Origin of the sequence: Sphingomonas sanguinis NBRC 13937, assembly GCF_001591005.1 — a bacterium.
GTDB lineage: Bacteria > Pseudomonadota > Alphaproteobacteria > Sphingomonadales > Sphingomonadaceae > Sphingomonas > Sphingomonas sanguinis.
The window spans coordinates 1-26,478 of sequence record NZ_BCTY01000029.1 but is presented as its reverse complement, the minus strand read 5'-3'; the positions used below and the strand labels follow the sequence as shown (position 1 = coordinate 26,478).

27 protein-coding genes and 1 pseudogene are annotated in these 26,478 nt (G+C 65.2%); 10 read left to right on the top strand and 18 right to left on the bottom strand.

The features are described 5' to 3' along the window. Positions 1-20: 20 nt before the first annotated feature. The 3 genes from SSA01S_RS12385 to SSA01S_RS19185 all read left to right on the top strand — a co-directional run bounded on the left by SSA01S_RS12385 (position 21) and on the right by SSA01S_RS19185 (position 2,473). A complete protein-coding gene (locus SSA01S_RS12385; RefSeq protein WP_018251202.1) occupies positions 21-908 on the top strand; it encodes an MBL fold metallo-hydrolase in 888 nt (295 codons plus the stop codon). After that, on the top strand, positions 905-1,861 hold the full coding sequence (locus tag SSA01S_RS12380) for a c-type cytochrome (RefSeq protein ID WP_018251203.1): 957 nt from the start codon (positions 905-907) through the stop codon (positions 1,859-1,861). The genes SSA01S_RS12385 and SSA01S_RS12380 overlap by 4 nt, the downstream gene beginning before the upstream one ends. A gap of 159 nt (positions 1,862-2,020) precedes the next feature. Next, a complete protein-coding gene (locus SSA01S_RS19185; protein ID WP_043060763.1) occupies positions 2,021-2,473 on the top strand; it encodes a hypothetical protein in 453 nt (150 codons plus the stop codon). A 40-nt stretch (positions 2,474-2,513) separates the two neighbouring features. On the opposite strand, the gene SSA01S_RS12375 is transcribed toward SSA01S_RS19185, so the two are convergent. Next, entirely contained in the window at positions 2,514-2,918 is a 405-nt protein-coding gene (locus SSA01S_RS12375) for a MerR family DNA-binding protein (RefSeq protein ID WP_101750172.1), read from the bottom strand. Positions 2,919-2,990: 72 nt separating this feature from the next. Between SSA01S_RS12375 and SSA01S_RS12370 the strand changes: the two genes are divergently transcribed. Continuing rightward, the gene (locus tag SSA01S_RS12370) at positions 2,991-3,758 is read left to right on the top strand and encodes a glutaredoxin family protein (protein WP_017980773.1); all 768 of its coding nucleotides are present in this window, start codon (positions 2,991-2,993) and stop codon (positions 3,756-3,758) included. Between the two features lie 21 nt (positions 3,759-3,779). Here SSA01S_RS12370 and SSA01S_RS12365 read toward each other — a convergent pair whose 3' ends face one another. From SSA01S_RS12365 to SSA01S_RS12305, 13 genes are all read right to left on the bottom strand, one after another. Beyond that, entirely contained in the window at positions 3,780-4,106 is a 327-nt protein-coding gene (locus SSA01S_RS12365) for a copper-binding protein (protein WP_017980774.1), read from the bottom strand. Then, positions 4,106-7,243 (bottom strand): efflux RND transporter permease subunit, encoded by a 3,138-nt coding sequence (locus SSA01S_RS12360; RefSeq protein ID WP_018251208.1) that lies wholly within the window; start codon positions 7,241-7,243, stop codon positions 4,106-4,108. Before SSA01S_RS12360 ends, SSA01S_RS12365 begins: the two co-directional genes overlap by 1 nt. After that, positions 7,240-8,739, bottom strand: coding sequence for an efflux RND transporter periplasmic adaptor subunit (locus tag SSA01S_RS12355; protein ID WP_061780583.1), 1,500 nt, complete (start codon positions 8,737-8,739; stop codon positions 7,240-7,242). The genes SSA01S_RS12360 and SSA01S_RS12355 overlap by 4 nt, the downstream gene beginning before the upstream one ends. Beyond that, entirely contained in the window at positions 8,736-9,953 is a 1,218-nt protein-coding gene (locus tag SSA01S_RS12350) for a TolC family protein (RefSeq protein ID WP_018251210.1), read from the bottom strand. The genes SSA01S_RS12355 and SSA01S_RS12350 overlap by 4 nt, the downstream gene beginning before the upstream one ends. A gap of 897 nt (positions 9,954-10,850) precedes the next feature. Beyond that, positions 10,851-11,303 carry a DUF411 domain-containing protein gene (locus tag SSA01S_RS12345; protein WP_017980778.1) on the bottom strand — a complete coding sequence of 151 codons (453 nt, stop codon included), beginning with the start codon at positions 11,301-11,303 and terminating at the stop codon, positions 10,851-10,853. A gap of 68 nt (positions 11,304-11,371) precedes the next feature. Further along, the gene (locus SSA01S_RS12340) at positions 11,372-11,764 is read right to left on the bottom strand and encodes a DUF305 domain-containing protein (protein WP_042469554.1); all 393 of its coding nucleotides are present in this window, start codon (positions 11,762-11,764) and stop codon (positions 11,372-11,374) included. Between the two features lie 133 nt (positions 11,765-11,897). Further along, on the bottom strand, positions 11,898-12,635 hold the full coding sequence (locus tag SSA01S_RS12335) for a PepSY domain-containing protein (RefSeq protein WP_017980780.1): 738 nt from the start codon (positions 12,633-12,635) through the stop codon (positions 11,898-11,900). A gap of 25 nt (positions 12,636-12,660) precedes the next feature. Beyond that, positions 12,661-13,245 (bottom strand): c-type cytochrome, encoded by a 585-nt coding sequence (locus SSA01S_RS12330; RefSeq protein WP_024310687.1) that lies wholly within the window; start codon positions 13,243-13,245, stop codon positions 12,661-12,663. A 15-nt stretch (positions 13,246-13,260) separates the two neighbouring features. After that, positions 13,261-14,553: a copper resistance protein B gene (locus tag SSA01S_RS12325; protein WP_024310688.1), complete on the bottom strand. Its 1,293-nt coding sequence runs from the start codon at positions 14,551-14,553 to the stop codon at positions 13,261-13,263. Continuing rightward, positions 14,550-16,583: a copper resistance system multicopper oxidase gene (locus SSA01S_RS12320; RefSeq protein WP_018251213.1), complete on the bottom strand. Its 2,034-nt coding sequence runs from the start codon at positions 16,581-16,583 to the stop codon at positions 14,550-14,552. Before SSA01S_RS12320 ends, SSA01S_RS12325 begins: the two co-directional genes overlap by 4 nt. 67 nt (positions 16,584-16,650) lie before the next feature. Continuing rightward, entirely contained in the window at positions 16,651-17,220 is a 570-nt protein-coding gene (locus SSA01S_RS12315) for an RNA polymerase sigma factor (protein WP_017980785.1), read from the bottom strand. Positions 17,221-17,230: 10 nt separating this feature from the next. Continuing rightward, a complete protein-coding gene (locus SSA01S_RS12310) occupies positions 17,231-17,671 on the bottom strand; it encodes a periplasmic heavy metal sensor (RefSeq protein WP_017980786.1) in 441 nt (146 codons plus the stop codon). Continuing rightward, positions 17,668-17,937: a hypothetical protein gene (locus SSA01S_RS12305; protein WP_020486670.1), complete on the bottom strand. Its 270-nt coding sequence runs from the start codon at positions 17,935-17,937 to the stop codon at positions 17,668-17,670. Before SSA01S_RS12305 ends, SSA01S_RS12310 begins: the two co-directional genes overlap by 4 nt. 91 nt (positions 17,938-18,028) lie before the next feature. Between SSA01S_RS12305 and copC the strand changes: the two genes are divergently transcribed. Genes copC through SSA01S_RS12290 form a run of 3 tightly spaced genes read left to right on the top strand, consistent with a single transcriptional unit; the run spans position 18,029 to position 19,686 of the window. Next, entirely contained in the window at positions 18,029-18,433 is a 405-nt protein-coding gene (gene copC, locus SSA01S_RS12300) for a copper homeostasis periplasmic binding protein CopC (protein WP_269147107.1), read from the top strand. A gap of 4 nt (positions 18,434-18,437) precedes the next feature. Next, on the top strand, positions 18,438-19,364 hold the full coding sequence (copD, locus tag SSA01S_RS12295; RefSeq protein WP_017980789.1) for a copper homeostasis membrane protein CopD: 927 nt from the start codon (positions 18,438-18,440) through the stop codon (positions 19,362-19,364). A 52-nt stretch (positions 19,365-19,416) separates the two neighbouring features. After that, positions 19,417-19,686 carry a flagellar biosynthetic protein FliQ gene (locus SSA01S_RS12290; RefSeq protein ID WP_017980790.1) on the top strand — a complete coding sequence of 90 codons (270 nt, stop codon included), beginning with the start codon at positions 19,417-19,419 and terminating at the stop codon, positions 19,684-19,686. A gap of 45 nt (positions 19,687-19,731) precedes the next feature. On the opposite strand, the gene SSA01S_RS12285 is transcribed toward SSA01S_RS12290, so the two are convergent. From SSA01S_RS12285 to SSA01S_RS12275, 3 genes are all read right to left on the bottom strand, one after another. Beyond that, a complete protein-coding gene (locus SSA01S_RS12285) occupies positions 19,732-20,064 on the bottom strand; it encodes a four-helix bundle copper-binding protein (RefSeq protein ID WP_017980791.1) in 333 nt (110 codons plus the stop codon). A gap of 89 nt (positions 20,065-20,153) precedes the next feature. After that, entirely contained in the window at positions 20,154-21,032 is an 879-nt protein-coding gene (locus SSA01S_RS12280) for a DUF4396 domain-containing protein (protein ID WP_017980792.1), read from the bottom strand. 70 nt (positions 21,033-21,102) lie between these two features. Beyond that, positions 21,103-22,416 (bottom strand): type II restriction enzyme NmeDI-related protein, encoded by a 1,314-nt coding sequence (locus SSA01S_RS12275; RefSeq protein WP_017980793.1) that lies wholly within the window; start codon positions 22,414-22,416, stop codon positions 21,103-21,105. Positions 22,417-22,747: 331 nt separating this feature from the next. Here SSA01S_RS12275 and SSA01S_RS12270 point away from each other — a divergent pair, with 331 nt between their 5' ends. Together SSA01S_RS12270 and cueR are read left to right on the top strand one after the other, a co-directional pair. After that, a complete protein-coding gene (locus tag SSA01S_RS12270; RefSeq protein ID WP_439951146.1) occupies positions 22,748-25,105 on the top strand; it encodes a heavy metal translocating P-type ATPase in 2,358 nt (785 codons plus the stop codon). Next, the gene (gene cueR / locus SSA01S_RS12265; RefSeq protein WP_017980795.1) at positions 25,102-25,485 is read left to right on the top strand and encodes a Cu(I)-responsive transcriptional regulator; all 384 of its coding nucleotides are present in this window, start codon (positions 25,102-25,104) and stop codon (positions 25,483-25,485) included. The genes SSA01S_RS12270 and cueR overlap by 4 nt, the downstream gene beginning before the upstream one ends. Positions 25,486-25,537: 52 nt before the next feature. On the opposite strand, the gene SSA01S_RS12260 is transcribed toward cueR, so the two are convergent. After that, positions 25,538-26,059: a DUF6118 family protein gene (locus SSA01S_RS12260; RefSeq protein ID WP_017980796.1), complete on the bottom strand. Its 522-nt coding sequence runs from the start codon at positions 26,057-26,059 to the stop codon at positions 25,538-25,540. 212 nt (positions 26,060-26,271) lie between these two features. Here SSA01S_RS12260 and SSA01S_RS19970 point away from each other — a divergent pair. Next, positions 26,272-26,478, top strand: a pseudogene (locus SSA01S_RS19970) (cytochrome P450); the annotation flags it as partial.

Sequence of the window (26,478 nt, the reverse complement as noted above, 5' to 3'; positions counted from 1 at the left end):
GATGCGAGAGGATACGAAACATGATCGAGTATAATCACAAGGGCATGACGGTTGCGTCGCTCCATGACGAGCGCACCGGCAGCTTCCAGTATGTCGTGGTCGACGAAGCCACGAAGACCGCCGCGATTATCGATCCGGTCCTCGACTTCGATCCCCGTGCCGGTGCGACCGCAACCGACAATGCCGATATGATCCTCGAATATGTCCGCGCCAAGGGACTTACTGTGGAATGGGTGCTCGATACCCATCCCCATGCCGATCACTTCTCGGCCGCGCCGTATCTCGCGGAAAAGACAGGGGGCAAAACCGCGATCGGCACCAAGGTCGTGGAGGTGCAGAAGCTCTGGCAGGACATCTACTGCCTGCCCGACCTGCCCGTCGATGGTAGCCAGTGGGATCGCCTGTTCGCCGATGGCGAGCAGTTCAGGATCGGCTCGCTCGACGCGCACGTCATGCTGTCGCCCGGCCACACGCTCGCCTCGATCACCTACGTCGTCGGCGACGCGGCGTTCGTCCACGACACGCTGATGGTGCCCGACAGCGGCACCAGTCGGGCTGACTTTCCAGGCGGCAACGCGCGCGCGCTGTGGCGCTCGATCCGGGCGATCCTCGAACTGCCGCCCAGCACCGCGACCTATGTCGGCCACGACTACGGCAAGGACGGGCGCGAAGTCTTTGGACGATCGACCGTGGCGGACCAGCGTCGTGACAACATCCATGTGCACAACGGCATCGGTGAGGCCGAGTTCGTCGCCACCCGCGAGAAGCGCGACGCAACCCTGCCGCTGCCGGACCTGATGCTTGCCGCGCTCCAGGTGAACATCCGCGGCGGTCGCCTGCCGGAGCCGGAGGCGTGCGGCACAGCGTTCCTCAAGGTGCCGCTCAACCACTTCGGCGCGGGCAAATGACCGAACCAACGCCGCCAACGCCCGGTGATGATGGCGATGCCCAGCGTATCATCTTCGCCATTACCGCCGCGCTGCTCGTCCTCGTCGTCACCTACAAGGTAGGGCAGTCTGACGCGCCCGTGCAGGCACCCGTCGAGGTAGCAGCGGACGCCGCCTTTTCGCCACCGGCGGAAAGCACCATCCCCGCCGGGCCGGACGGCGACGCGATCCGGCGCGGTCGACTGATCTTCACCGCGAGCGCGGCTCATGCCGGCCAGTACGTCGGCAACGGCCTGACGTGCAGCAACTGTCACCTCGATGCCGGGCGGAAGGCCGATGCGTCCCCGATGTGGGCGGCCTGGGTCAGCTACCCAGCTTATCGCGCGAAGAACGGCCGGGTGAACACGATGGAGGATCGCATCCGCGACTGCTTCCTCTACTCGATGAACGCGCCCGCCTCGAAAGCCGGCGCCCCGCCGCCCTATGGCGACGATATCTACCGCGATCTCCAGAGCTATTTCGCCTGGCTCGCGACCGGCGCGCCATCCGGCAAGCCGCTGCCCGGTCGCGGGTTCATAAAGCTCGCCACAACCCCGATCGGGCACGATCCGGTTCGCGGCGCGATTGTGTTCGCCGGCCAGTGCGCATCATGCCACGGTGCGAACGGCCAAGGGCAGGCGAACCCGGACGGCAGCTATACTATCCCGCCGCTGTGGGGAGCGCGCTCCTACAATTGGGGTGCGGGCATGACCGGGCTGGCGTCGGCTGCCGGGTTCATCAAGGCCAACATGCCTTATGGTGAGGGCAACACGCTGACGGATCAGCAGGCGTGGGATGTCGCCGCCTATGTCGATAGTCGCGAGCGACCCCGCGATCCGCGGCAGACCGGGACTGTCGAGAGCGCACGTAAGCAGTTTCACCCCAAAGGGGACTATTATGGTCAGGAGATTGACGGAAAAATGCTTGGCAGCTGATCGCTCGGCTTCCTAACCAGTGTCACAACCGAACGGTTTTGACACCATTCCTTGAGTAGCCAAGTCAGCTAATCGCTTAGTGACCTAGCCGTAATGGATAAGTTGAGTCACTGCTGTTTTCTGCTTTCGTTCTCCACGATACTGAATCATAGAATTGTTATGCCAATCGCGCGTGAACATCGCTGGCTCTACCCGATTGACTGGCGTGAACTATCTGCCTTCATCCGGTTTGGCCGCGCCAAAGGACGCTGCGAACATTGTCAGCGCCCGCATGGTCGTCATGTGCTGCATCTGGGCGATGGTGTTTGGTGGGATGAGGACATAAGCAGGTGGCGCAACGGGCAGGGCAGGTGCGTTCGCCGCCTGCCGCCGCCCGACGCCCTCTTATGCGCGCAACCTGGCTTCGTCGGCATTGATCCACCTTCACAAGTGCGGATCACGCGCGTGGTTCTTGCTAGCGCGCATCTGAACCATGATCCGAGCGATAACCGACCACGCAACCTCGCTGCACTCTGCCAGCGGTGCCACATGCGCCACGACGCCAGCGAGCATCGCCGACGTCGGTGGATCAACGCCTTCCGTATGCGTGCGATCGGCGATCTATTTGCCTGATCCGAAATCTCCTGCTGACCGCCTGGGAGCTAATCAAAGATCACTCAGTCGGTGAATCGAACGCTGTCAGGATTGGGCACGGCCCTGCCGATCCCGAGCCGCACTCGCTGGCAAGCCGACGCAGCGAAGCACGCGCCTGTTCAAGCTCGGCGATCTTCGCATCCAGCGCCGCCATCTGCTCATGGGCGAGCTGGCGCGCACGCGCGCGATCGTCGGTCGCATCCAGCGCCAGAAGCTCACCGATCTGCTCGAGCGTGAAACCGGCTGCCTGCGCCGAGCGGATGAAGCGAAGGCGGCGGGCGTCATCGGTGCCGTAGCGCCGGATGCCGCCTCCGGCGCCAGCCCCGGTCGGCCGGTCTGGCTCGTCCAGCAAACCGCGACGCTGATAGTAGCGCACCGTTTCGACGCCGACGCCGCCCTCGCGCGCGAGCGCCGCGATCGTCATGCCGGTCATGCCTTGACTCCGTACTATGGTACGGACCCTATATAGGCGGGGCGAGGATATTGGAGAAGCGGCATGGCGAGCGCCCCCGCCAAACAGGCGACGATCTACCGGATGGTGATGCCGGAACATACCTGCCCTTTCGGGCTGAAGGCGAAGGATCTTCTGCGCCGGGAAGGCTATGCGGTCGATGACCATTGGCTGATGACGCGGGAAGAAACCGACGCTTTCAAGGCGAAGCACGGCGTCAAGACGACCCCGCAGATCTTTATCGCCGGGGAGCGGGTCGGCGGCTATGACGATCTGCGCCGCTTCTTCGGCAAGATGGTCCGCGACCCCAAGGCCGTCACCTATCGCCCGGTGATTGCCGTGTTCGCGATGACGGCGCTGATGGCGCTCGCCGCCAGCTATGCGGTACTCGGCACGCCCTTCACGGTGCGGGCGGGTGAATGGTTCATCGCGTTCTCGATGTGCGCTCTGGCGATGCTCAAGCTCCAGAACGTCGAGAGCTTCTCGAGCATGTTCCTCAACTACGATCTGCTCGCGAAGCGCTGGGTGCCCTATTCCTATGTCTATCCCTACGCGGAAGGAGCGGCGGGCGTCCTGATGGCAGCCGGCGCGTTGACCTGGCTGTCGGTGCCCGTCGCGCTCGTTATCGGTACGATCGGCGCGGTGTCGGTGTTCAAGGCCGTCTACATCGACAAGCGTGAGCTGAAATGCGCGTGCGTGGGCGGGGACAGCAACGTGCCGCTCGGCTTCATCTCGCTCACCGAAAACCTGATGATGGTCGCGATGGCGCTGTGGATGATCGCTGCGCCGCCCGTGCTGGCGATGGCGCACTGACGCGAAGGTCGGCACGCGTCGTCAATGCGGGCTGATCGCCGTAACTTCTGCCGTCATACCCTTCGCCTTGGCGGTGAATGCGACCCGCTGCCCCGACCGCAGTCCCTTGAGCAGGGTCGGGGGGGATGCCCGGAAGGTCATCGTCATTGCGGGCCAGCCGATCGTCGGGATCGGGCCGTGCTTGATGGTTACGGTTCCACCTTTCGCGTCGACGGCAGTGATCGTCCCCGATCCGCTGCCGGATTTTACAGCCGATGCAGCCGGCCTGCTGCCTTGAGCAAGAGCGCTCGCTGCGATCGGCGTGACTAGTAGCATGAATGCGGCGCGCATGGAGAAAGTGGCTTTCATCAGATCTTCCTTTCGGGGCGGGTTGAAGCTCGCCGCCGCAAGAGCAAGTAGGCGGCTGGCAGGATGAACATGGAGAGGAAAGGGGCGGTCAGCATTCCACCGATCATCGGCGCGGCGATCCGGCTCATCACCTCCGATCCGGCGCCATGCCCGATCAGCACGGGGAACAGCCCGGCGACGATGACAGCGACGGTCATCGCCTTGGGACGTACCCGCAACAGCGCGCCCTCCCTGATCGCTTCCGATACTTGCTCGCCCGACGGTGACGGCCCGCGCTCGGCCAATGCGTGTTTCAGGTAGATCAGCATGACGACGCCGAACTCCGCCGACACGCCGGCGAGCGCGATGAACCCGACACCTGTGGCGACCGATTGCGCATAGCCGAGCAGCCATAATGTCCAGATGCCGCCGGTCAGCGCGAAGGGCAGTGTGCCCATGATAAGCGCCGCCTCGTCGAGGCGACCGAAGGTAAGGTAGAGGAGAAGGAAGATGATCGCGAGTGTCGCCGGCACGACGAGCATCAACCGAGCCTCGGCACGCTGCAGATACTCGAATTGTCCGGAATAGGCGATCGAGACGCCGGGGCTGAGCCGAACATCTTTGCCAACAGCACGGCGCAGATCGGCGACCGTGGAGGCCAGGTCGCGCCCGCGCACGTCGACATAGACCCATGTCGAGAGTCGACCATTTTCCGTCTTGAGCATCGGTGGACCTTCCGCGATCGACACGGATGCGACGGTGCCGAGTGTGATCTGCTGACCCGATGCGGTGACGATTGGGAGAGTTCGCAGTCCCTCCAGACTGTCACGCAGCTCGCGGGGGTAGCGGACGCTGATCGGGTAGCGGGCAAGGCCCTCCACCGTCTGGCCGATCGTCTCGCCGCCGATCGCGCCGGACACAATCTCCTGCACATCGGCGATGTTGAGACCGTAGCGCCCCGCGGTCACCCGATCGATATCGACATCGACATAGCGGCCTCCGGTCAACCGTTCTGCCAATGCCGAGCTGACGCCCGGCACGGTCCTGGCGACACGTTCGATGCTGCCGGCGATGCGGTCCAGCTCGGAGAGGTTGGACCCCGACACTTTCACCCCGATGGGACTCTTGATGCCGGTCGCGAGCATATCGATCCGATTGCGGATCGGAGGCACCCATACGTTCGTGAGGCCGGGCACGCGCACTGTGCGGTCCAGCTCCTCCACCAGCTTTGCCGGCGTCATCCCCGCGCGCCATTGATCGCGCGGCTTGAATTGGATGGTCGTCTCGAACATCTCGAGCGGTGCCGGGTCGGTCGCGGTCTCGGCGCGTCCGGCTTTGCCGAACACGGTTTTGACCTCGGGAACGGTTTTTATCAGCCGGTCTGTGCGCTGGAGCAGGGCCGAGGCGCTCGCGGCCGAAAGGCCGGGAAGCGCGGACGGCATGTAGAGCAGATCGCCCTCATCCATCGTCGGGATGAACTCGCCACCCAATCGGGTCAGCGGCCATGCCGTCGTCGCCAGTACCAGGGCGGCGATGCCGATCGCCGCCCAAGGCCGCGCCAACACGCGGTCGAGCGCCGGGCGATAGGCACGGGTGAGCACGCGGTTGATAATGTTGTCGTTCTCGGCCGGAATGCGTCCCCGGATCAGCCATCCCATCAGGACCGGCACGAGCGTTACCGACAGGATCGCCGCTGCCGCCATCGCATAGCTCTTGGTGAAGGCGAGCGGGGCGAACAGCCGTCCCTCCTGCGCTTCGAGCGTGAACACCGGCACGAACGACAGCGTGATGATGACGAGGCTGAAGAACAGCGCCGGCCCGACCTCGGCCGCGGCCTCGGTGATGACGCGCCAGCGTTCCTCGCCCGCCAGCGCCACGCCCGGATGGTCGTGTTCCCATCGCTCGATCCGCTTGTGCGCGTTCTCGATCATCACGATCGCGGCATCGACCATCGCGCCGATCGCGATGGCGATACCGCCCAAAGACATGATGTTGGCGTTCACCCCCTGCACACGCATGACGAGCAAGGCCGCGAGCACCCCCAGAGGCAAGGTGACGATCGCGACCAGCGCAGACCGGACATGCCACAGAAACAACCCGCAGATGATCGCGACGACGACGAACTCCTCGATCAGCTTGCCCGTCAAATTCTCCACCGCGCGGTCGATCAATTGCGAGCGGTCATAGGTGGTGACGATCTCGACGCCGGGGGGAAGGCTCGCTTTCAGTTCCGCGAGCTTGGCCTTGACGGCTTCGATCGTCTGCCGTGCATTCTTGCCCTGACGCAGGATGACGACTCCGCCCGCGACCTCGCCTTCGCCGTTCAGCTCGGCGATGCCGCGGCGCATCTCGGGGCCGATCTGGATCGACGCGACGTCGCCCAAGGTAACGGGGACGCCGGCACCGGCGACCTTGAGCGGGATCGCGCGGAAATCGTCGACGGTGCGCAAGTAACCTGACGCGCGCACCATATATTCGGCTTCGCCCAGCTCGAGGACGGACCCGCCGGCCTCCTGATTGGCGCGGCGAATGGCATCGACGGCCTGAGTGTGCGTGACACCGAATGCGGCGAGCCGCGTCGGGTCGAGCAGCACCTGATATTGCTTCACCATTCCGCCGATGCTCGCCACCTCCGCAACGCCGGGCAGCGTTTTCAGTTCATAACGTAGGAACCAGTCCTGCAAGGATCGGAGCTGCGACAGGTCACGGCGGCCGGTGCGGTCCAACAGCGTGTATTCATAGACCCAGCCGACCCCCGTCGCATCAGGACCCAGCGCGGCCTGCGCGCCTTGGGGAAGCCGTCCCTGCACCTGGCTCAGATACTCCAGCACGCGTGAGCGCGCCCAATAGAGGTCGGTCCCATCCTCGAAGAGGACATAGACGTAGCTGTCGCCGAAGAACGAATAGCCGCGCACGGTTTTCGCGCCAGGCACGGACAGCATCGTCGTGGTGAGCGGATACGTCACCTGGTTCTCGACGATCTGCGGGGCTTGGCCCGGCCAGCTCGTGCGGATGATGACCTGCGTGTCGGACAGGTCGGGGAGCGCATCGACGGGGGTGGCACGCATTGCGAACACCCCGGCCATGGCGAGCGCGATGGCCGCCAGGACGACGAGGAAGCGGTTCGCGACCGACCAGCGGATGATCGCGGCAATCATCGCCCAGCCTCGCGCGTCATGCGGCGCAGCGTTGGACCATCGGCGGGTTGATCAAAGCCGAACCGCACCCGCTCACCCTTGCGATACCCACGCACCAACGCGGGATCGGCGACGCGGAACGTCATTGTCATGGCCGGCCAGCCGATCGCCGGAACGGGCTGATGGGACAGGGTGACGGAACTGCGATCGATCGCCTCGATGCTGCCGACCGTCTCGTAGATCGACGCGGTGGGTTTCACGGCCGGCTTTGTTGCGGGTGACGCTTCGACACCAATCGGACGCGCATCGAGGCCAGCGAGGCTCGCTTCGGAGTCGATCAGGAACTGGCCCGACGCGACAACCTTCTCACCCTCGGTCAGGCCGGCGACTATCTCGGTTTTGCCGCCGCCTTCTGCGCCAGTGCGAACCTCGGCGGGTCGAAAGCGTCCACCCGGCCCTGCCAACATGACGAGTGTGCGCCGGCCGGTCCGGATCACGGCCTCACTCGGAACAAGGAGTGCATCGCGGCTCCCCTGGTCGAGCGCCACGCTGGCGAACATACCGGGGCGCAACCGGCCGGCACGGTTGGGGAGCTCGACGCGGATTGTGAGCGTGCGGCTCGCTGCCTCGGCCTGGGGCAGGATCGCAGCGATGCGGCCCCTGAAGCTTTCGCCCGGGAAAGCCGCCAGCGTGGCGATGACGGGCGTGCCGATCCGCAGGTTTCCTGCGAGGGCCTCAGGGACAGCCGCGTTCAGCCACACGGTGGCGAGGCCGTTCACCTCCGCCAGTGTCTGTCCTTGCGCGACCGTCATCCCCTGTCGGACGCCGAGCGTCTTGATGACGCCCCCCACGGGCGTGCTGATCGTCGTCACACCTTGCGGTCGGCCGCGCCACTCCGCCGATGCAATCGATCCGGCGGGCATCCCGAGAAGCAACAGGCGCTCTCGTGCCGCCCGCGTGAGCCCGGCATCCCCGGTGCGGCGCACGGCGAGATACTCCGCCTGCGCGCCCGCCCATTCGGGCACAAGGATATCGGCGAGCGGGGCGCCTGCCGGCACGACATCGCCTGGCGCGCGCGCATAGACGCGCTGAACGAAGCCGCCGCTGCGTGCCTGCACGACCGCAACGTTGCGGTCATTGAACTCGATGCTGCCGGTTGCCGAGGCCGAGTTTGACAACGATCCGCGTTCGACCGTGACGATCCGCGCGCCGAGCCGCTGGAGGCTGGCCGGATCGATCGCTACGCCCGGTGCGGCGCTACCGCCTGCGCCCTCGTCGGCATAGCGGGGGATCAGTTTCATCCCCATCGACGAGAGACCCGGGCCGTCGTGCCGCTCCCCCGGGATCATCGGATCATACCAGTAGAGGATCTTCTTCTGCGGGGCTGGGGATGCCGTTTGATCGGCAGCCGAGGACGTGCCAAGTTTCGCGAGCCCGAAGCCCACGCCCCCTGCGACCAGCACCAGCGCGCTTACCGCGGTGACAAGGCGGGCGCGGGTAATGGTAGTGTCGCTCATCGATCGGCGCTCCCGAAGGTAATGGTGAGGCGGACAGAGTCTGCGGCGACGAGCGCCTCACGGTCGAGCACGGTCAGCTCGGCGTCGGCGAGCGCGGTCTTGGCTTCGATGGCATCCGCAAGACTCGCGCGACCGGCAGAGTAGCTCGCTATCTCCAGATCGGCTCGCTTCCGAGCGAGCGGAAGGAGCACGTCGCGCGCGCGCTGCCATTGGCTGTGATGCATTTGGTGGTCCGCCAGCGCGGCCTCCAGATCGGCTGCCAATGTGCGCCGGGTTTCTTCGCGCGCGGCCTCGGCCTGCGCCTGTGCGGATTTGCGGGCTTCGATGCGCGGGTTCTGACGCGATCGAGCGAACAGCGGCAGGCTCATCGAAACTCCCGCCGACACCATGTCGCCATACCGGGGGTCACGGCGTTGATAAGCTACCTCTACCCCCCAATCGGGTCGCTTCTCCGCTCGCGCCGCATCCACGTCGGCCTGGGCGCGCTGAATACCGGCCTCGGCGAGAACCATGTCGGAGTGAAGGCTGAGCGCGTCCCGCAGCCGCGCCGGAGCCAGATCGATCGCGGGCATATCGCCGGCAATCTCGGGCGCCGATACGCCGGTCCAGCGAGCCAGCATCGCGCGGGCGCGCGCAACGGCGGCCATCAACTCGTCGCGGCGGTCGTCGAGTGCCGCGATCTCCTGATCGGTCGTCAGTGTCTGACCAGGGCGGACCGAACCGGTCGTCACGGCGGCCCGCGCAGCGGAAGGGAGAGATCGAAGGAATAGCAGAACGGTGTCGAGGGCAGCTAGTCGACGCTCGGCATAAGCAAGGTCGATCCATGCCTGCCCCGCTCCCAATCGCACCTCCCGGAGCTTGGTCGCTTGCGATGCTTCTGCCGTTGCGATCACGGCGCGTGCCTGCGCTTGCGCGGCATGACGCTTGGCAAGGTTGGGTAGGTCCTGTTGGAAACCGACACGCCCCATCGTCATGTCGTCTCTGGATAGGGAGAAGGCGGGTGGCCCAGAGACAGGATAATTCTCGATTCCGATCGACACACGGGGGTCCGGAAGGCTTCCCGCCGCACGTGCATCGGCTTGGGCGGCGCTGACCCCCGCGCGACCGGCAACCGCTCCCGGGGCGTTGGCAACCGCATCGCGCAGCGCTTGGTCATAGGTAAGTGTCTGCGCGTGCGCGGCGCTCGTCGTGAGCGCGGCGACCGCGAGCATCATGGATGCGCGCATCCCTCTAGTCCCTTCATGTCATAATGATGGCCGGGCTCCAAATGGTTGATCGGAGCCCGGCACCTGTTCAGGCTCGCCAGCTTAAGTTGACTGGCCGCCCTTCATTGACATGCAGGCGTCGCGACCGCGTTCCATCATCGGGCACACGCAGGCGCTCGACTGGGGAACGTCCGTAACCCATACGCGACGTGGGGCTTGAAGCGGCGCCCGCGGGCCCGGCTGGTAATTGGAACGCCACTCCCAATGACCATTGCTTTTATTTTCAGATGTGGCCGCCGTCGCTGCCGACGCGGCGAGGCTAGCGGCAAATACCGCCAAGATGAACGTTTTCATGTCACTTTCCAATTTGATCGAGATTTAAAATCGGCAGAGCCGCAACCGGCGAACGGCTGCAGCCTGACACGGCTTGACTCGATCAAACGGTAGGCGGTTCGGGCTCGGGAGCGACGTTGAGGCCGGCAAGTGCCCGGCTGGCAGGCCAGATAACGATTTGAGATGCGATCGAGCGCTTCAGCACTCTTGCCGGCTCCTCAAACGTCATGGGAACAACGCATCCCATTTGGGCGATACACGCCAGCGTCAGTCCTTTGCATGGGTGTTCCGATGACGGATCCGGGGTCGCCATACCCGCGCAATCCATGCGGGATGGGGTGACATGGCTCATCGCCATCTTGGGTGAGAGCGATGGGCCGGCCGCATACGCAATTCCTTGGCCCAAAAGGCCAAGCAACGCTCCAACAAGAAGCAAGAGAGAAAGACGAGCTTTCAACACCCGGATACTATCCCAATTGTCAACGCCGAGGTCAATACGGGTGGTTTGCCGGGTGCCGTAGTGCCGGCATGAAGCGCCGGGGAAGATTTGCCGCTCACAAGACAACCTGTCGTTTAGGCGCCGTGGCTAGCAAAGACACGCCGGCCAGCGGCACCGAACGCAATGACGTCATAGGGCTGGGTTCTCATGCCGGGCACCTCCATGCCCGGTGAGCCCATCGGCATTCCGGCCACGGCCAAGCCGCGCACGCCTTTAGGATGCTGGGCCAGCGCGCGCTTCATGTCCGCGATCGGGACATGTCCCTCAAACGCCATGCCGTCGATGATCGCGGTATGGCAGGACGCGAGGTCAGCGGGCAGGCCGATCTTACGCTGCAGCACCTCACGGCGATCATCGTCGATGATCTGGACCTTGCGGCCGAACTGCTGACGCACCTGCGCCGCCCATTTCTCGCAACAGCCGCAACCCGGATCGCGGTGCATGGCGATGTCGGCCGCGGCCGATGCGACCGCTGGGATGGTCATTAGCAAGGCGGCGACGGCGCCACGAACACCATTCTTCATCATCAGCTCCTAAAAGGAAATCCCCGCCCTGCCGGGGGGTAGGGGGATCGACAGGGCGGGGCAGCGCTCCCTTATTGCGGGCGCTTGCCGTGCTTGCTGAGCCACGCCTGCAGCTCGGCAATATCCTTTTCCTGTTTCGTGATCGTCATCTGCGCCATGCGCTTGGTCTCGGCGTCGCGCGCGTCACGCACCGCAACGCGCGACATGGCGATGGCGCCTCGGTGATGCTCGATCATCTTGCGCGTCCACATTTCGGCCGCGTCGCCCTGCTTGGCCGCCATCATCTTCTGATGCATGTCCATCTCGGCCTGGCCGTAGGGATTGCCGGCCATCATGCCCGCCATGTCGTCGTGGTTCATGCCGGCCATCTGACCGTGGTTCATGCCCTGCATTCCGCCGCTCTGCTGCGCGAGGGCGGGCGTGGCGAGCAGCGCCAAAGCTGCGAATGTTGGTGCGAAGCGCATTATTGATCTCCCTGGGTTCTAAGACTTCTACGCGTGCGAGGCGGCTATCCCTCACCCGGGGTGCTAGAACGCGCGAGAAATTGTCAGGAAACAGGACTTTATTTCCGAGGGCTACGCTCCTGAGCCGCGTATATTATGCCTCGATCACGATGTTGCGACGCCGCGTTTTGGGCCATCGCATGTAGAGAAGCACTGCCCCCCCTAACCAAAGCGCAAGCCCACCGATCGCGAAGGCGAGCAGCCAGGGCGTGTTGAAGTTCTCGTGATTCGTCCAATCCATGATGTGAAGGCCCCAGAAGAAGTCGTAGAGCCGCCAAGTGCCGGTTCGGACAGCCGAGATCCGACCGGTGTCGGCCGCGACAAAGACGCGGGTGGAATCGAGGTCGGCGAACGCGACGCGCCAGGCGGGGAGCGTGCCGCGATATTCGGGGCTGGCGCGCTCGATCCGCTCTACCTTCGCCGCTGGTCGAGCACCGCCACGCCATGCCAAACGCGCGATCTCCTCGGCCTCACGAGCCGTTGGTGCTGGCAGCGCTTGGCCCGTCGCGGCGTCGAACAGGCGCGTTCCCTTGGCTGTCGCGACCTCGGCGACCGGGCGGCCAAGCCACATGCGATAGGTGATGGCCTCGATGGGCGCATCTGCTGCGCCTACGATCGCCGATGGTGGGGCGAACGTGCTGCCGCGGGGAAGGGGCGCCGCGGCTTTGCGGTCAACGAGGTGATCGCCATGCACCCGATCGATCGGCAGGAAGCTCATCAGGGCGCCGCTTGCGAACCATAGCAGGAGCTGCGCGCCGATGATGATCGCGAGCCATTTGTGCGTGCGGCTCGCGAGTAGATGCAGCCTCAGTTTCGCGCTTTTCAGAACCACTCCTCCCTCAACCTCGTCGCCGGGGTCACTTCATACCCGGCATGTCCTTCATCATCTCGTCGTGATCGGCCGGGGCGCTCGCGACCAGTGCCTTATACTGTTCGGGCGTCATGCCGGGGAGCTTGCGGACGAACGCGACCATATTCCAAATTAGGGGGTCGGGATGCGTCTTGCCCCATGCCGGCATGGCGCTGAGCTTCACCCCGTGCTTGATGATCCAGAATTGCTGGGCGGGGGTGAGATCTTGAGCGCGCGCGAGTTCCGGCGCCTGTGGATAGAGGCCCTGGCTCATCTCGGATTTCTCGACGCCGGGGCCGAGATGGCAACCGGAACACATTTCTCCGTAAAGGCCCGCGCCGACTGACACGCGCTGCGCCGATGCCAGATCGGCCGGGGGTGTTATGCCGCGCGCGCGTGCCTCAATCGACCGATCGCGCAGGCGTTCGAGCATTGAATAGACCGCCGGCGTGTGCGGTTCGTCGGCCGCGATGTTATACACGCCAAGGTAGATAAACGCGGCTGCGCCCAGCGCCAGGACGATCGCCAGGGCGCCTACGAACGGCAGGCTCGGGAAGTGCTGCCTTATCGAGCGCCTGCCGTCTTGAGCCATCTGTTCCTCCATCGATCAGAACCAGACACGAACGCCGGCGACGATGCTCTTGGACGTTGCGCGATCCCCATCGGCGCGCGCGTAGCGGGCGGTGTCGCCGAAGCGGCGATCCCATGACACGCCGACATAGGGGGCGAACTCGCGCCGGATCTCATAACGCAGCCGCAATCCAAGCTCGGCGTTGGATAGGCCCGATCCGATCCGGTTTTCCGGCACGTCCTGCGCAGCGAAATTGAGCTCGGCGCGCGGTTGCAGGATCAGCCGCTGGGTGATGCGCTGGTCGTAATAGCCCTCAAGCCGCCCTAGCAGGTCGCCCTTGTTGGACAGGAATACCGCGCCCTCTAGCTCGAAGAAGCCCGGTGCCAGCCCCTCCAGCCCGACGGTCGCATAGGTGCGTTTCGGGGACGGCCCCAAATCCTGGCGGACACCCGCTTGTAGATTGAAATAAGGGCCAATGGTCCGGCTATAGAGCGCCTGCACCTCGGCGCTCTCGATGCCCTCGCGGAAGGCTCCCTCGCCCTCAGACTTGATGAAGAGGCGGTTGATGTCACCCCCGAACCACGCCTCGCCATCCCAGCGATAGCCGTCACGACCGTTGCGGAATTGATACTCAGCGAGGTTCAATAGCACCTGGCTGAAGTTTTGACCGCCGTGATGCTGCTGAAGGTGATGGCGACCCATCGCCATCGCGTCCGCGCCGTAAACGCTGTCGGCCGCATGGTCGGTCGGCAGGGGCGGGGCGGGGGCGTTTCCTGCGGGAAGCGCGGTGCCAGTCTGCTGCACCCCATCGGCCGCCATGCCTGGCATTCCGGCCATTCCCGACATGCCCTGCATGTCGTGGCCGCTGTGCTGGTCGGCTGGCATGGTCATCCCCGGCATCGCCGAATGGTCCATGCCCTGCATCGGCTGCTGGGAGCCCTGAGGGACCGTTTGGCCGTTTCCGGGCATCTGCATCCCCGGCATGGCTTCCATGCCCTGCTGTGAGCCCTGCGGAGCCGCATGGTCCATGCCGGGCATAGACGAGTGATCCATGCCCGGCATGGTCCCGTGATCCATACCATTCATGCCGGCCGTTGGCGCGGCGCGGCGTTTCGTCGTCGAAGCTGATGGTCGCCTCGCAGGAGCTGACCTAGTCTTGGCCGGCTTGCCTTTGGCCGTGGGCTTCACCACCGGCTTCTTTTTCGCAGGCATCGGCATGGTCATGCCCGGCATTGCCGAATGATCCATGCCCTGCATCGACTGAGCGGCGACAGGACCGGCGATGCCGAGCATGGTGGTGGCGGCGAGCGCCGCGGTCAGCCGGTTCATGCCGCCTCTCCCGCGAACGGGCGAACGGTGACGACGCGCATCATGCCTGCGGTCATGTGGTAGAGATTGTGACAGTGGAACGCCCAATCGCCGGGTGCATCGGCGGTCAGATCAAAGGTCATCTTGCCTCCAGGCGGCACGTTGACGGTGTGCTTGCGCGGCGCATGATTGCCGTGCCCCGTCACCAGCTCGAAGAAATGGCCGTGGAGATGGATGGGGTGCGGCATCATCGTATCGTTGACCAACGTCACCCGCGCCCGCTCGCCTTTGCGGAACGGGATGGGGTCGGCGGGATCGCTCAGCTTCTGCCCGTCGAAGCCCCACATGTAGCGCTCCATGTTACCGGTCAGATGGATCTCGAACTGACGCGACGGCGCGCGCACGTCGGGGTTGGGCGCGAGCGAAACGAGGTCGCGATAGGTGAGGACGCGGTGATCCAGGCCCTCCAGACCCTGGGGCGGTTCACCGCTACGGTCCTTCGGCATCGGGGAGATGGTCTGCACGCCCGGCCCCATCTTCACGCCCGGCGCATTCTTCGGGTCGCGCATGTTCATGTTCATGCCGCCACCCGACCCGTGGTCCATCCCGGCCATGCCGCCAGCCTGGCCCGATCCGCCCGACATGGCACTATGGTCCATGCCGGCCATGCCAGCACCGCCCGCTGCCATTTGGCTATGGTCCATCCCGGGCATTACAGCGCCGCCCATCTGGCTGTGGTCCATGCCCGACATGCCGGACATGCCCGCCATCGCTGCGCCTGCCGCGACCGTCCCGTGATCGGTCGGCCCCTTCCAGCCCGTCAGCTTCCAAAGATTGCGCGAGGCGTTCTGCATCAAGGTGGGGTCCGGCCCGCGCGTGGCGACCGGGCTCTCGTCCTTCATGCCGGACATGCCCTGCATCCCGCCCATGCTCCCCATGTCCATGCCCATATCGGTCATGGTCAGCAGCGTGCGCGGACGAAGCGGCGGGACCGGGGCGACCATCCCCTCACGCGGGGCGAGCGTCGCCCGGCCCATGCCGGAGCGATCGATAGCCTCGGAGACGAAGCTGTAGGCCCGGTCCTCGGGCGTCACGATCACGTCGAACGTCTCGGCAACGCCGATCTGGAACTCGTCGATCTTCACCGGACGGACATTCTGCCCATCGGCCTGCACGACGGTCATCGGCAGGTCGGGGATGCGGACGTTGAAGTTGGTCTGCGCCGCGGCGTTGATGATCCGCAAGCGGACCCGCTCGCCCGGCTTGAACAGCCCCGTCCAGTTGTCATACGGCCCGTAGCCGTTGACCAGGAAGGTATAGGTCGAGCCGGTGACGTCGGCGATGTCGGCGGGGTCCATTCGCATCTTTCCCCACTCGATCCGGTCCTTGAGCGGCATTTCCCGACCCGCGAGCAAGCCCGCGAGGGTCGGCCGCTGATAGTTGAAATAGGCGCCGCCCATCTGCTTCAGCTTCCGGAAAATCTGCTCGCCGGTCATCTGGCTGTGGTCGGACAGCACGATCACATGCTCGCGGTCGAACGCGATCGGATCGGCACCGGCCGGGTCGATCACGATCGGCCCGTAAAGTCCGCCCTGCTCCTGCTCGCCGGAATGGCTGTGATACCAGTAGGTGCCCGACTGGATGATCGGGAACTCGTAGATGAAGGTCGAGCGCGCCTTGATGCCGGGGAAGCTGATGCCGGGCACGCCGTCCATCGCGAACGGCACGAGCAGCCCATGCCAGTGGATCGAACTGTCCTCGTCGAGATTGTTGGTGACGGAGAGGCGGACCTTTTGCCCCTCCTTCAAGCGAATGAGAGGGGCCGGCACCGTGCCGTTGACGCCGATTGCGGGCGTCGACTTGCCGTCGACGGGAAGTCTGAAACTGTCGATCGTCAGCGCGATGTCAGTGCCCGAGACGGTCGGCAGCGGTTTGACGATCCCGCCCGAGACAGGCTGCGCCCACGCGGGCATATAGGCGGTCAGCGCCATGCCACCGCCAGCAAGGGCGGCGCCGCGAAGCATCTGGCGGCGATCGATAGTGCGGCTCATACGGTCCTCAAGGCTCTCGAACGGGAGTGTCCCTCTAGCCTTGATACGCAGCTCAGGGCGCTATCCCTCAGCGCCCGCCCAATCGCTCCAGCAACTTCGATCGCGCGCGATAGAGGCGGGTTTCTACCGCCTTTTCGCTGATCGACAACACTGCCGCGGTTTCAGCCTGGCTCAACCCCTCGATCGTGCGCAGCACCAAGGATTCCTTCAATGCGGTCGGCAAGCCCGCAATGGCGCGCGTCACGCGGTCGAGTTCCTGTCGGTCGCCCGTCGCGTCGTCGATCGCCACCTGGTCGTCTGCAATGGCTTCGGCTTCCGCGCCGATCGGTGCGGCGAACGCCAGAAAGCGCCGCACGGTGCGCTTGCGCCCCCAATCGCGGCACTTGTTGATCGCGATCGTCGATAGCCACGCGCGCATCGATCGATCGCCGTCGTAGCGGGGCAGGGCCTGATGCGCCGCGACGAAGGTCTCCTGCAGAAGGTCCAGCGCCTCGTCGGCCTCGCCGACGCACGCGCGCACCATGCGGAAGATTGACTGCCGATGGCGGCGCATGATCTCGGCGAAGGCGGCTTCGCGCCCGGCGATGCTGAGGGTCGCCAGCTCGCCGTCCGTAAGCGTGGTCCAGTCGAGGCTCACGCGCCGAACCTCAACGTGCGTCGTCGGTGAGCGCCTTCACCACGGCCTGATCGAACTGGCCGGTCTGATTGGGCCGCAAGAGCTGGCGCATGGCGAAGATGTGCGCCAGCGTCGCTTTCTGGAGCTCGCCCATGACGGCGTGGCTCTGGTCGACCGCTGCGGCGACGCGCGGCCCGTTGCCATGCTCGGCCTCGATCGCTTCAGCGAGCCGGGCATTGTTCGCCCGCAATTCCAGCTCGAATGCGCGCCGCTGCACGGCGAAACGCTGCTCCAGCACTTCAAGTCGCGCTTCCTGGTTGGCGTCCAGCGCCAGCTTATGATGCAGCACGTCGTGCAGCTCCGAGCCGGGCTGGGCACGTGGCGGAAGTAGCGCCCGCCCCACGAACACACCGATGATCGCGGCGATGAAGCACGCGACAATGCCAAGCAGAAGGCGGATGCGGCCGCTCATTGCACGCCGACGAGCAGCGTGGAGGGCGCGAGCGGCGACACCGGCCCCAAGGGCGATAGCGAAGCCGCGCTGGCTTCCTTCGCGGGCACACCGGCACCGAAGATGCCCATGACGAGCGCCGCAGCGATCGTCATTGCCCCAACGCCTAAGCCGGCGCGCGCCGCTGGACGTGCGGCGACCCGCGCCAGCACGCGATCTTCCATGCCATCAAGGCTCGCGGGCACGGGTGCTTGCGCCAGCCTCATCAATACTGCGTCGAGGTCCATGTCGTTCACTCCACCCCTCTAGCATGGATTACGCAAGCGACGCGCCCATCCCTCAAATCCATCCGTGAGGGGTGGTCGATCGGGGCGCGTAATGAAGGACAGGAACCCTCCTGTCGAAAGGCCCCCTATGCGCCGCCTATCCGTTCTGACTGCTGCTGCCGCTCTCGTCATGTTCGCCGGAACGGCGAACGCCCATCCTAAGCTGGTGTCGGCATCGCCGGCCGCCAATGCGACGGTCGCGAAGCCCGCTCGTATCGAACTTCATTTCAGCGAGAAGCTGATGCCAGCCTTCTCCAAGGCCGATCTCACGATGGCAGCGATGCCCGGCATGGCAGCCATGAAGATGGCCAGCGCCTCCGCGCTCTCGTCCGATGGCCGGACCCTCGTCATCACCCCGAAATCGCCGCTCCCATCGGGTCGGTATAGCGTCGCGTGGAATGTCGTCTCGACCGACACCCACAAGGTCGCAGGAACCTACGTCTTCGCGGTGAAGTGAGGCGATGGGGGACTGGTCGCTTATCGGCGTCCGCTTCGCGCTCTACGTGACGCTGGCTGCGCTGTTCGGCCTTGCCGCATTCAGCCTTTATGGGCTGCGGGCGCGCGAGCGCGGCGACGCGCTCGCGCTGCGTCCCTGGTTCATCGCCAGCGCTGGCCTGAGCCTGTTGTTTTCAGGCGCCTGGGTCGTGCTGATGGCCTCCTCAATGGCCGGAACGCCGGCCTGGCCGATCGACCGTGAAGCAGTCGGCGCGCTGCTCACCGGCTCTGCGATCGGAGCAGCATGGAAGCTGCGCATGGTCATGGTGGCCCTCGCGGCGCTGGCAGCGCTGGTCGCGGGCGGGCGCGGCATCTGGCTGAGCATCGTCGCGCTCTGCTCGGCCGTGGCACTCGCAACGCTGGCGTGGACCGGACACGGCGCGATGGACGAAGCCGTGATGGGCTGGGTCCACCTCATCGTCGACATTCTCCATCTGATCGCCTCGGGCGCTTGGGTTGGCGCACTACTGGGGCTGCTCCTGCTCGTCTCCCGACCCGCGGCGCGCGTAGACGCGGCGCATCTGGGGCTGACGCACCGCGCGCTGCACGGGTTCGGCGCGATCGGGACGGTTGTGGTCGGCACGATCCTCGTCACCGGCCTGGTCAACGGCTGGATGCTGGTCGGGATCGGCAACCTCGCCACGCTTCCTGCGACGCTCTATGGTCAGCTCCTGATCGCAAAGCTGGCGCTGTTCGTCGCCATGCTAGGGCTCGCCTCGCTCAACCGCTTCCGGCTCACGCCGGCATTCGAGCGGTCGATCGCAGCGGACGATCACAAGGGCGCCCTCGGCGCGCTGCGGACAAGTCTGGCGATCGAAACCGCCTGTGTCATCGCGGTTCTCGGGCTGATCGCCTGGCTCGGGACGCTCGCGCCGCCTGCATCGGCGATGTGATGCGCGGCCGGGGAGCCCTCGCGGTCCCCGGCCGTTCACGGGGCCGCGCCTGATGGATCAGTCGATCCTGCTCGACGAGACGGGGAGGATGCTGGCCGTGGCCGGCCTGATCTGCGTGGTGCTGCTCGTGCCGATGATGATCGTCGGGCTGATAATCAGCATCATCCAGGCGGCGACGTCGATTAGCGAACAGACGCTGAGCTTCGTGCCTAAGCTGATCGCGCTAGGCGTATGTTTGGTGATTTTCGGGAGCGCAGCGACCGAGCTCCTGACCAAGTTCACGGCCGAGCTGTTCGCTGTGATCGCGAGCATGGGCCGTTGATATGCAGATAGCTGCGCGGGCGGGCGACCGCCCGCGCAAGCCCCGCTATGCCGCCATCCGATCGCAGGAATCGGCGCACTTCCGGCACGCTGCCACGCAATCCTCCATGCCGCCCAGGGCCTCGCAGCTCGCTGCGCAAGCCCGGCAGATCTCGGCACACTCGCGGCAGATATGCTGATGGTGGGCGGACTTGCGCGCCATGAAGTCGATCGCAACCGCGCAAATTTGCGCGCAGTCGGCCATGATCTTCATATGCTCGGGCGCGGCGTGCTGGCCGCCCATTTCGAGGCAATGGTTCATCGCCATGTGAAGACAGGTCACATGGCATTCGTGGCAGGCGTCCATGCACGCCTTCATGCCGGGGTCGATCTGGTGCATCGCATTATCTCCGTATGAGCCCCCGCCTGTTCCTAGATACGCGCGCCGCGCGATCACCCCTTGCCGCGATCTCCGTCGTTCGCGGCAAGTTACATGGCCCACCGACCGAACAGCGTCGCAACGATGATGCCCGCGCCAAGCATGATGAGCGTCAACACTGTCATCGCGGCGATCTGAGGTCCGGTCACGCGCGCGCCGGCCGCCATGCCGCTCATCCCTGCCATTGCGTCGTGTCCCATGTCCGGCATCGGCGTGGCCGATTGCCGGTCCGCGCCGACTTCGTGTCCGCCATGCCCCAGCGCGCGCACCGTGCCCATGCCGTGCTTCAAGCGCACGCCAACCAGCCAAAGGTTGATCGGATAGGCGACTGCGAACCCGACGAGTGTCGCCAGCGACATGACGCCCCAAAAGCGGAGCGAGCTGGCGTGCATCGCGGCCATGTCGCGGCTCATCAACACCACCATCGTCGGGATCATGCCGGCCATGACGGCATTCATCGACAGCCATTCGGGGATGAACGACATGCGAAGCGCGCCCCAATAGGAACCGCCCGCCATGTCGCGCATGAAAAGCGCCTGGAAAATCAGCAGTCCGAACGCGAAGCCGAACACATATTCCGCGATCACGTCCTGCCACATCGGCAGGCCGAGCGCCGTGGTGATCGCGGCTGCGGCGATGACGCCGGTTGCATCGCCCGCCATGCAATGGATGGCCGAGCCGAACGCCTGCTTCCAGAGCGGTCGAACGAAATCCTCGTGCCGCTCGTTCGCCGGCTCCTGGCAGGACAGGACATAGGCCGCGGCCATGATCGGGCCACCATAGAGCGTGACCAACAGCCACCCCCATTTCATCACGCGCAGCTCGGGGTTGCGGGTGAAGGCATCCCACGCGACGTAAGCGACCGAAAGGGCGGTCAGCACGAACCACCCGATCAGCACGGCGTCGAGCCAGGGGGCCGGGGATGGCATCGTCACGGCAGCACTCCTCTACATGCTAGAGGATACGCGGCTCTCCGGATCATCCCTTGCGCGGAGCGGGCTAGGCGAGCTTGCTGGAAACGGCCTTGATCGCTTTCAGTCCCGATCCGAACCGCGCGATGGCCTCCCGGTTCTTCTCCAGCTCGCCATAGGGCAGGTAGGATATGTCGAGGTCGGCTACGCGGCTGAACGCGGGCCGCTGCAACTGCGCGCGAACGTCCGTCTCGCGCGCGTCGGGCGCGACAAGGAACAGCCCCGCGGTCGCGTGAAGGTCGCCACCGCTCAAGGCCAGGTCGAGCATCCTGACGATGCCCGAATAGATCGAGGTCGAATGCTCCACCTCGAACGCCGCGGCGACATGATCGCCGGCCTTCTCAAGCCACAGCACGTCGATCAGCCGGATCGAGTCAGCGCCCTTCGACGTCGCGATCGTGTCGGGCAGGCGCTCAAGGCATCCTGCGCCCAAGGGTGATCCGTCGAAGGCGCGGCTGCGGTCGTTCGCGGCGATCCATACGTCATAGCCGAGCGCCAACCCTAGATCGCGAAGCCATGCCTGGATTTCGGTATGGGTGCGCTCGTTCTCGCCCTCGCGCTGAGCGGCCTTGCTGAGCGTGCGCGCTTCCTCGCGCGCCGCCTCAAGCCGCTGCCCCCAGCTCGCCAGCGTCGCGCCGCTCACGTCGAGGGGCGGAGCCGGATAGCGATCGGAGCCGATGTCGAACAACAGACCGCCGATCGCGCCTAAATCATTCGATAGCAGCTCGCGGAAGCGGTCGTTGAGATCGAGGATGCCGGTCCGCATCGCCAGAAAATGCTCCCAGCTCCCGAGCTTCACATTCGCCCCCGTCAGCGCGTTGTAGCCCTTAACGATTGCGGTGTTGAAGGGCGGCACCAGCGTCGGGTGAAGGAAGTAGAGGAGGTTGGCGACCGCCGGACCCAGCCCCTTGATCTTCAAACGGTCGATCGCGTGGATATGGCTGATGATCTCCTCGGCCGTGTCGCAACAGGAACAGGCGTCGAGCAAGCGGCCGAACGCGCGCTGATTGTCGGGGCTCTCGTAAATGTCGGGGATGCGGAGCTTCGGCTTCCAGAGGAACGCATGGTCCGCGCCCTTGAAGATTTGCCGCTGCTCGGCGACGGAATGGACGACGGTTTCGAGCGACGATCCGCGGTAGGCGACGCCGAACGTGCCGCGCTCGATCTCGCCGACAACCTGGGTGATGCCGCGCCGGATTGATCGGAAGTTCTTCAACCGCTCGTCCCAAAGAAACCAGCTCCGATAGGTCGCGCCCTGATCGTCACGCCAGCGGGCAATTAAGCGGCGCACCAGGCCGTCATGGTCGGTGCCAGTAGAAAGACTGTCGATCTGCGCTGCCATATGTCCCCGATTGCCCCCGGCCCGCGTTTGGCGAGCTAGTAATAGACCTAAGCTGCGGCCCTTATGGCGTCGAGGGTGTAGAGCTGGCCCCCGCAATATGAGGGCAACGCCGCTCCCGCGCGTAGATTCAACATACACGCCAGCGGTGCCGACAGGGCCTTGACCCTAACACGGTGTCATACCCTACATGCTCTCGGGTCGAAGGAGTCTTGCCATGAACGACCCTCATTCCCATTCCCAAGCCGGGGGTTGCGGCTGTTCGAAGCCTGCGCCTGAATCGGTCTCCACGCCCTCATCCTGTTGCGGGGGCGGCTCGGCCGCTCCCGCAAAGATCGAGCACGAACATCATCACACCGAAGCGGGCGGCTGCTGCTCGGGCAGTAAGGACAACGATGCCGCAGCAGCAGTGATCGACGCGGTGTGCGGCATGACGGTCGATCCCGCAAAAACGACACACCATGCCGAGCACGCTGGTCATGCCTATCATTTCTGTAGCGCAGGGTGCCGGAGCAAGTTTGTCGCCAATCCTGACGCCTATCTGAGCGATAAGCCGAAACCGGAGCCGATGGCGACGCCGGGGGCGATGTGGACGTGCCCGATGCACCCGCAAATTCGCCAGGAAGGGCCGGGAACTTGCCCAATCTGCGGCATGGCGCTCGAACCCGAAGAACCGTCGCTCGACGATACTCCCAACCCTGAGCTGGTCGACTTCACGCGCCGACTGTGGGTGGCGGGCGCGCTCACGATCCCGCTGCTCGTCGTCTCGATGTTCGCGGAAATGTTAGGCCTGCATGTGGTTAGCCCTGCGGCCTCGCCTTGGGTCCAGCTCGCACTCACCGCGCCGATCGTGCTGTGGGCGGGCTGGCCGTTTTTCGAGCGGGGGTGGACATCGCTTCGTACCCGCCATCTCAATATGTTCACACTGATCGCGATCGGCGTAGGTGCCGCCTTCCTCTATAGCGTGGTCGCGACGCTCGCGCCGGGCATCTTGCCAGCGACCTTCCGCACGCATGGGAGCATGGTTCCCGTCTATTACGAGGCGGCCGGCGTCGTGGTGACACTGGTGCTGCTCGGGCAAGTGCTCGAACTGCGCGCTAGGGCGGCGACAGGGCGCGCGATCCGCGCTCTCATGGATCTCGCCCCCAAGACGGCGCGACGCTTGCAGCCTGACGGTTCTGAAGAAGAAGTCGGGCTTGCCGACGTGGCAACCGGTGACCGGCTGCGGGTCCGCCCCGGTGAAGCCATCCCGGTCGATGGCGTCGTGGTCGAGGGTCGTTCGTCGGTCGACGAAGCCATGCTCACCGGCGAACCCGCGCCGGTCCTCAAGGAAGTCGAGGCGATCGTTACCGGGGGCACCGTCAACGGGACGGGCAGCCTGGTGATGGAAGCCCGCGCGGTTGGTTCGGACACGATGCTCGCGCGTATCGTCCGCATGGTCGCGGAAGCGCAGCGAAGCCGCGCCCCGATACAGGCGGTCGCCGATCGGGTTTCAGGATGGTTCGTGCCGCTCGTCGTGCTGATCTCGATTGCGACCTTCATCACTTGGTCGCTGGTCGGCCCTGAGCCGCGCATGGGCCATGCCCTGCTTAACGCCATCGCAGTGCTGGTGATCGCCTGCCCGTGCGCGCTCGGGCTCGCCACGCCCATGTCGATCATGGTCGGCACGGGACGCGGCGCTCAGGCCGGCGTGCTGGTGAAGAACGCGGAAGCCTTACAGGGGCTGGAAAAGGTCGATACCCTTGTCATCGACAAGACGGGTACGCTCACGGAAGGCAAGCCCAAGCTGATCGCGGTCGAGACGGTCAGCGCGGTCGGAGAGAACGACATGCTCGCGCTTGCCGCGGCCGTCGAAGGCCAATCCGAACATCCGCTCGCGCACGCAATCGTCGTTGCCGCCAAAGAACGAGGATTGCAGCTCGGCACAGTCGCGGACTTTGCCTCGCAAACCGGGCTGGGTGTCAGCGCCACGGTGGGCGGCCGCTCGGTCGTGATTGGCAATGCGGTGCAAATGAGCCGGATCGGCGCTGATCTCAAGCCGGTCGACGCCGCGGCCGATCGTCACCGTGGCGAAGGCGCGGGCATCATCCTCGTCGCGATCGACGGGGCGCTCGCCGGTCTGCTCGCAGTCGCCGATCCGGTGCGCGCATCGGCGCGCGACGCTATTGCCGCGCTTCGCAAGGAGGGCCTGCGGGTCGTCATGCTCACCGGCGACAATCGTGGGACGGCCGATGCTGTCGCGCGCGCCGTGGGCGGTCTTGATGACGTGCGCGCCGATCTGCTGCCGGAAGACAAGGCGCGTATCATCGGCGAGCTGAAAGCGAGCGGCGCAAGGGTCGCAATGGCGGGCGATGGGATCAACGACGCCCCGGCGCTCGCCGCCGCGGATGTCGGCTTGGCGATGGGAACGGGAACAGACGTGGCGATCGAAAGCGCCGGCATGACGCTCACGCGCGGCGATCTCTCGGCGATCGTGCGCGCCCGCAAGCTCGCTCGCGCGACGATGCGAAATATCCGCCAAAACCTGTTCTTCTCGTTCTTGTTCAACGGAATCGGCGTGCCGGTTGCGGCCGGCGTGCTTTACCCGGTTGCCGGTATCCTGCTGTCGCCGATGCTGGCCGGTGCAGCGATGGCGCTCTCGTCCTTCACCGTGGTCCTGAACGCACTGCGGCTCAACGCGGTAAAGCTGTGAACATCGGAGCGGCGTCGGACGCCAGCGGCGTCTCCCAACGCATGATCCGCCACTATGAAAAGATTGGTTTGGTGCCCGCGCCGCCACGGCGCGGGAACTACCGGGACTACGCCGACGCTGACGTTCATCGGCTGCGATTTATCGCCAACGCGCGCGACCTGGGGTTCCCGATCGAGGAAATCCGCACGCTGCTGGGGCTGTGGTCGGATCGCGATCGGTCGAGCGCGGAAGTGAAGACGCTGGCGGAAGCCCGCGCTGCCGAACTGGGCCGCAAGGTCCGCGTCTTGGACGCCATGCGCCGCTCGCTTACCGGGCTCGCCCAAGCCTGTCATGGCGATGATCGGCCTGATTGTCCGATCATCGAACGCTTGGCTGAATAACTTGCGCGGCTAACTTTTACTCCACTTGAGCGTGATCGTGCGTCGCACCGTTTCACGCGTTTCGCGCTGCGGCTTTGCCGCACCCCTCGATCGCCGCGCGGTTGGCCGTCACGATCCTGTCGGCCCCGACGATGGCGCGGAACGCGGTGGGACTGGCGCTCTGGATCATACGCTGCCCGGCTTCCCAGCGGGGCAAGTCGAGCGTCCGCGCCGCCATGCGCTCGGGCCATTGCCAGCTCGCCGGTGCGATCTCGCGCGCGACCAGGCCCGGCACGATCGCCCATGCGAGGATGCCGGCCGCCACCCCACCCAGGGCAAACCATAGCTGCCGATTCTTCTGGTCGGCGCGTGTCCATGCGGACCCGGCGATGGCGCGAAGATCGGCCATGATGCGGGCCTTGTCCTCGCCCGCCTTGGCGAGCGCCGCCTGATCCTCGCGCCGGGCGGCGCTGCCCGCCGCGGCGATGCGCTGCGCCATCTGTTCCGGCGTCATCGCCAGCGCCGGGGCCGCTTTCAGGAATTGGCCGATGCGCGCGACGTTCTCGCCTGCCGTGTTCACGTTCTGCTGGAGCACGCCAAGCGTCTCGGTATGGTCGGGTATGTCGATCGCCGCGCTCGGCCGCCAAGCCCTCCACGGCGCAGCGCCAGCTCGCCGCGCATGGCCTCGAACGCCTCGGCCGCGCCTGCTCCGCCCTGATCGTCCTCGTTCGTCACCTGTCGTGAGCCTGCAACCCGTGATATTCCTCCGAGTTAATCAAAGGAGACCCAACAATCACCGGACCGGTCATGCCTAAGACACCACACACGAAAGGCCCGGACGAAACCCTTTCTCTCCTCGCCGATCCCTATCGGTTCATCTCCAGGCAGTGCCAGCGCCTAGGCGCAAACGCTTTTGAATCCCGTTTCCTGCTGAAAAAGACCAACTGCCTTAAGGGGGCCAAGGCCGCCGAAATCTTCTACGATACGACCCGCTTCGAGCGCGAAGGTGCCATG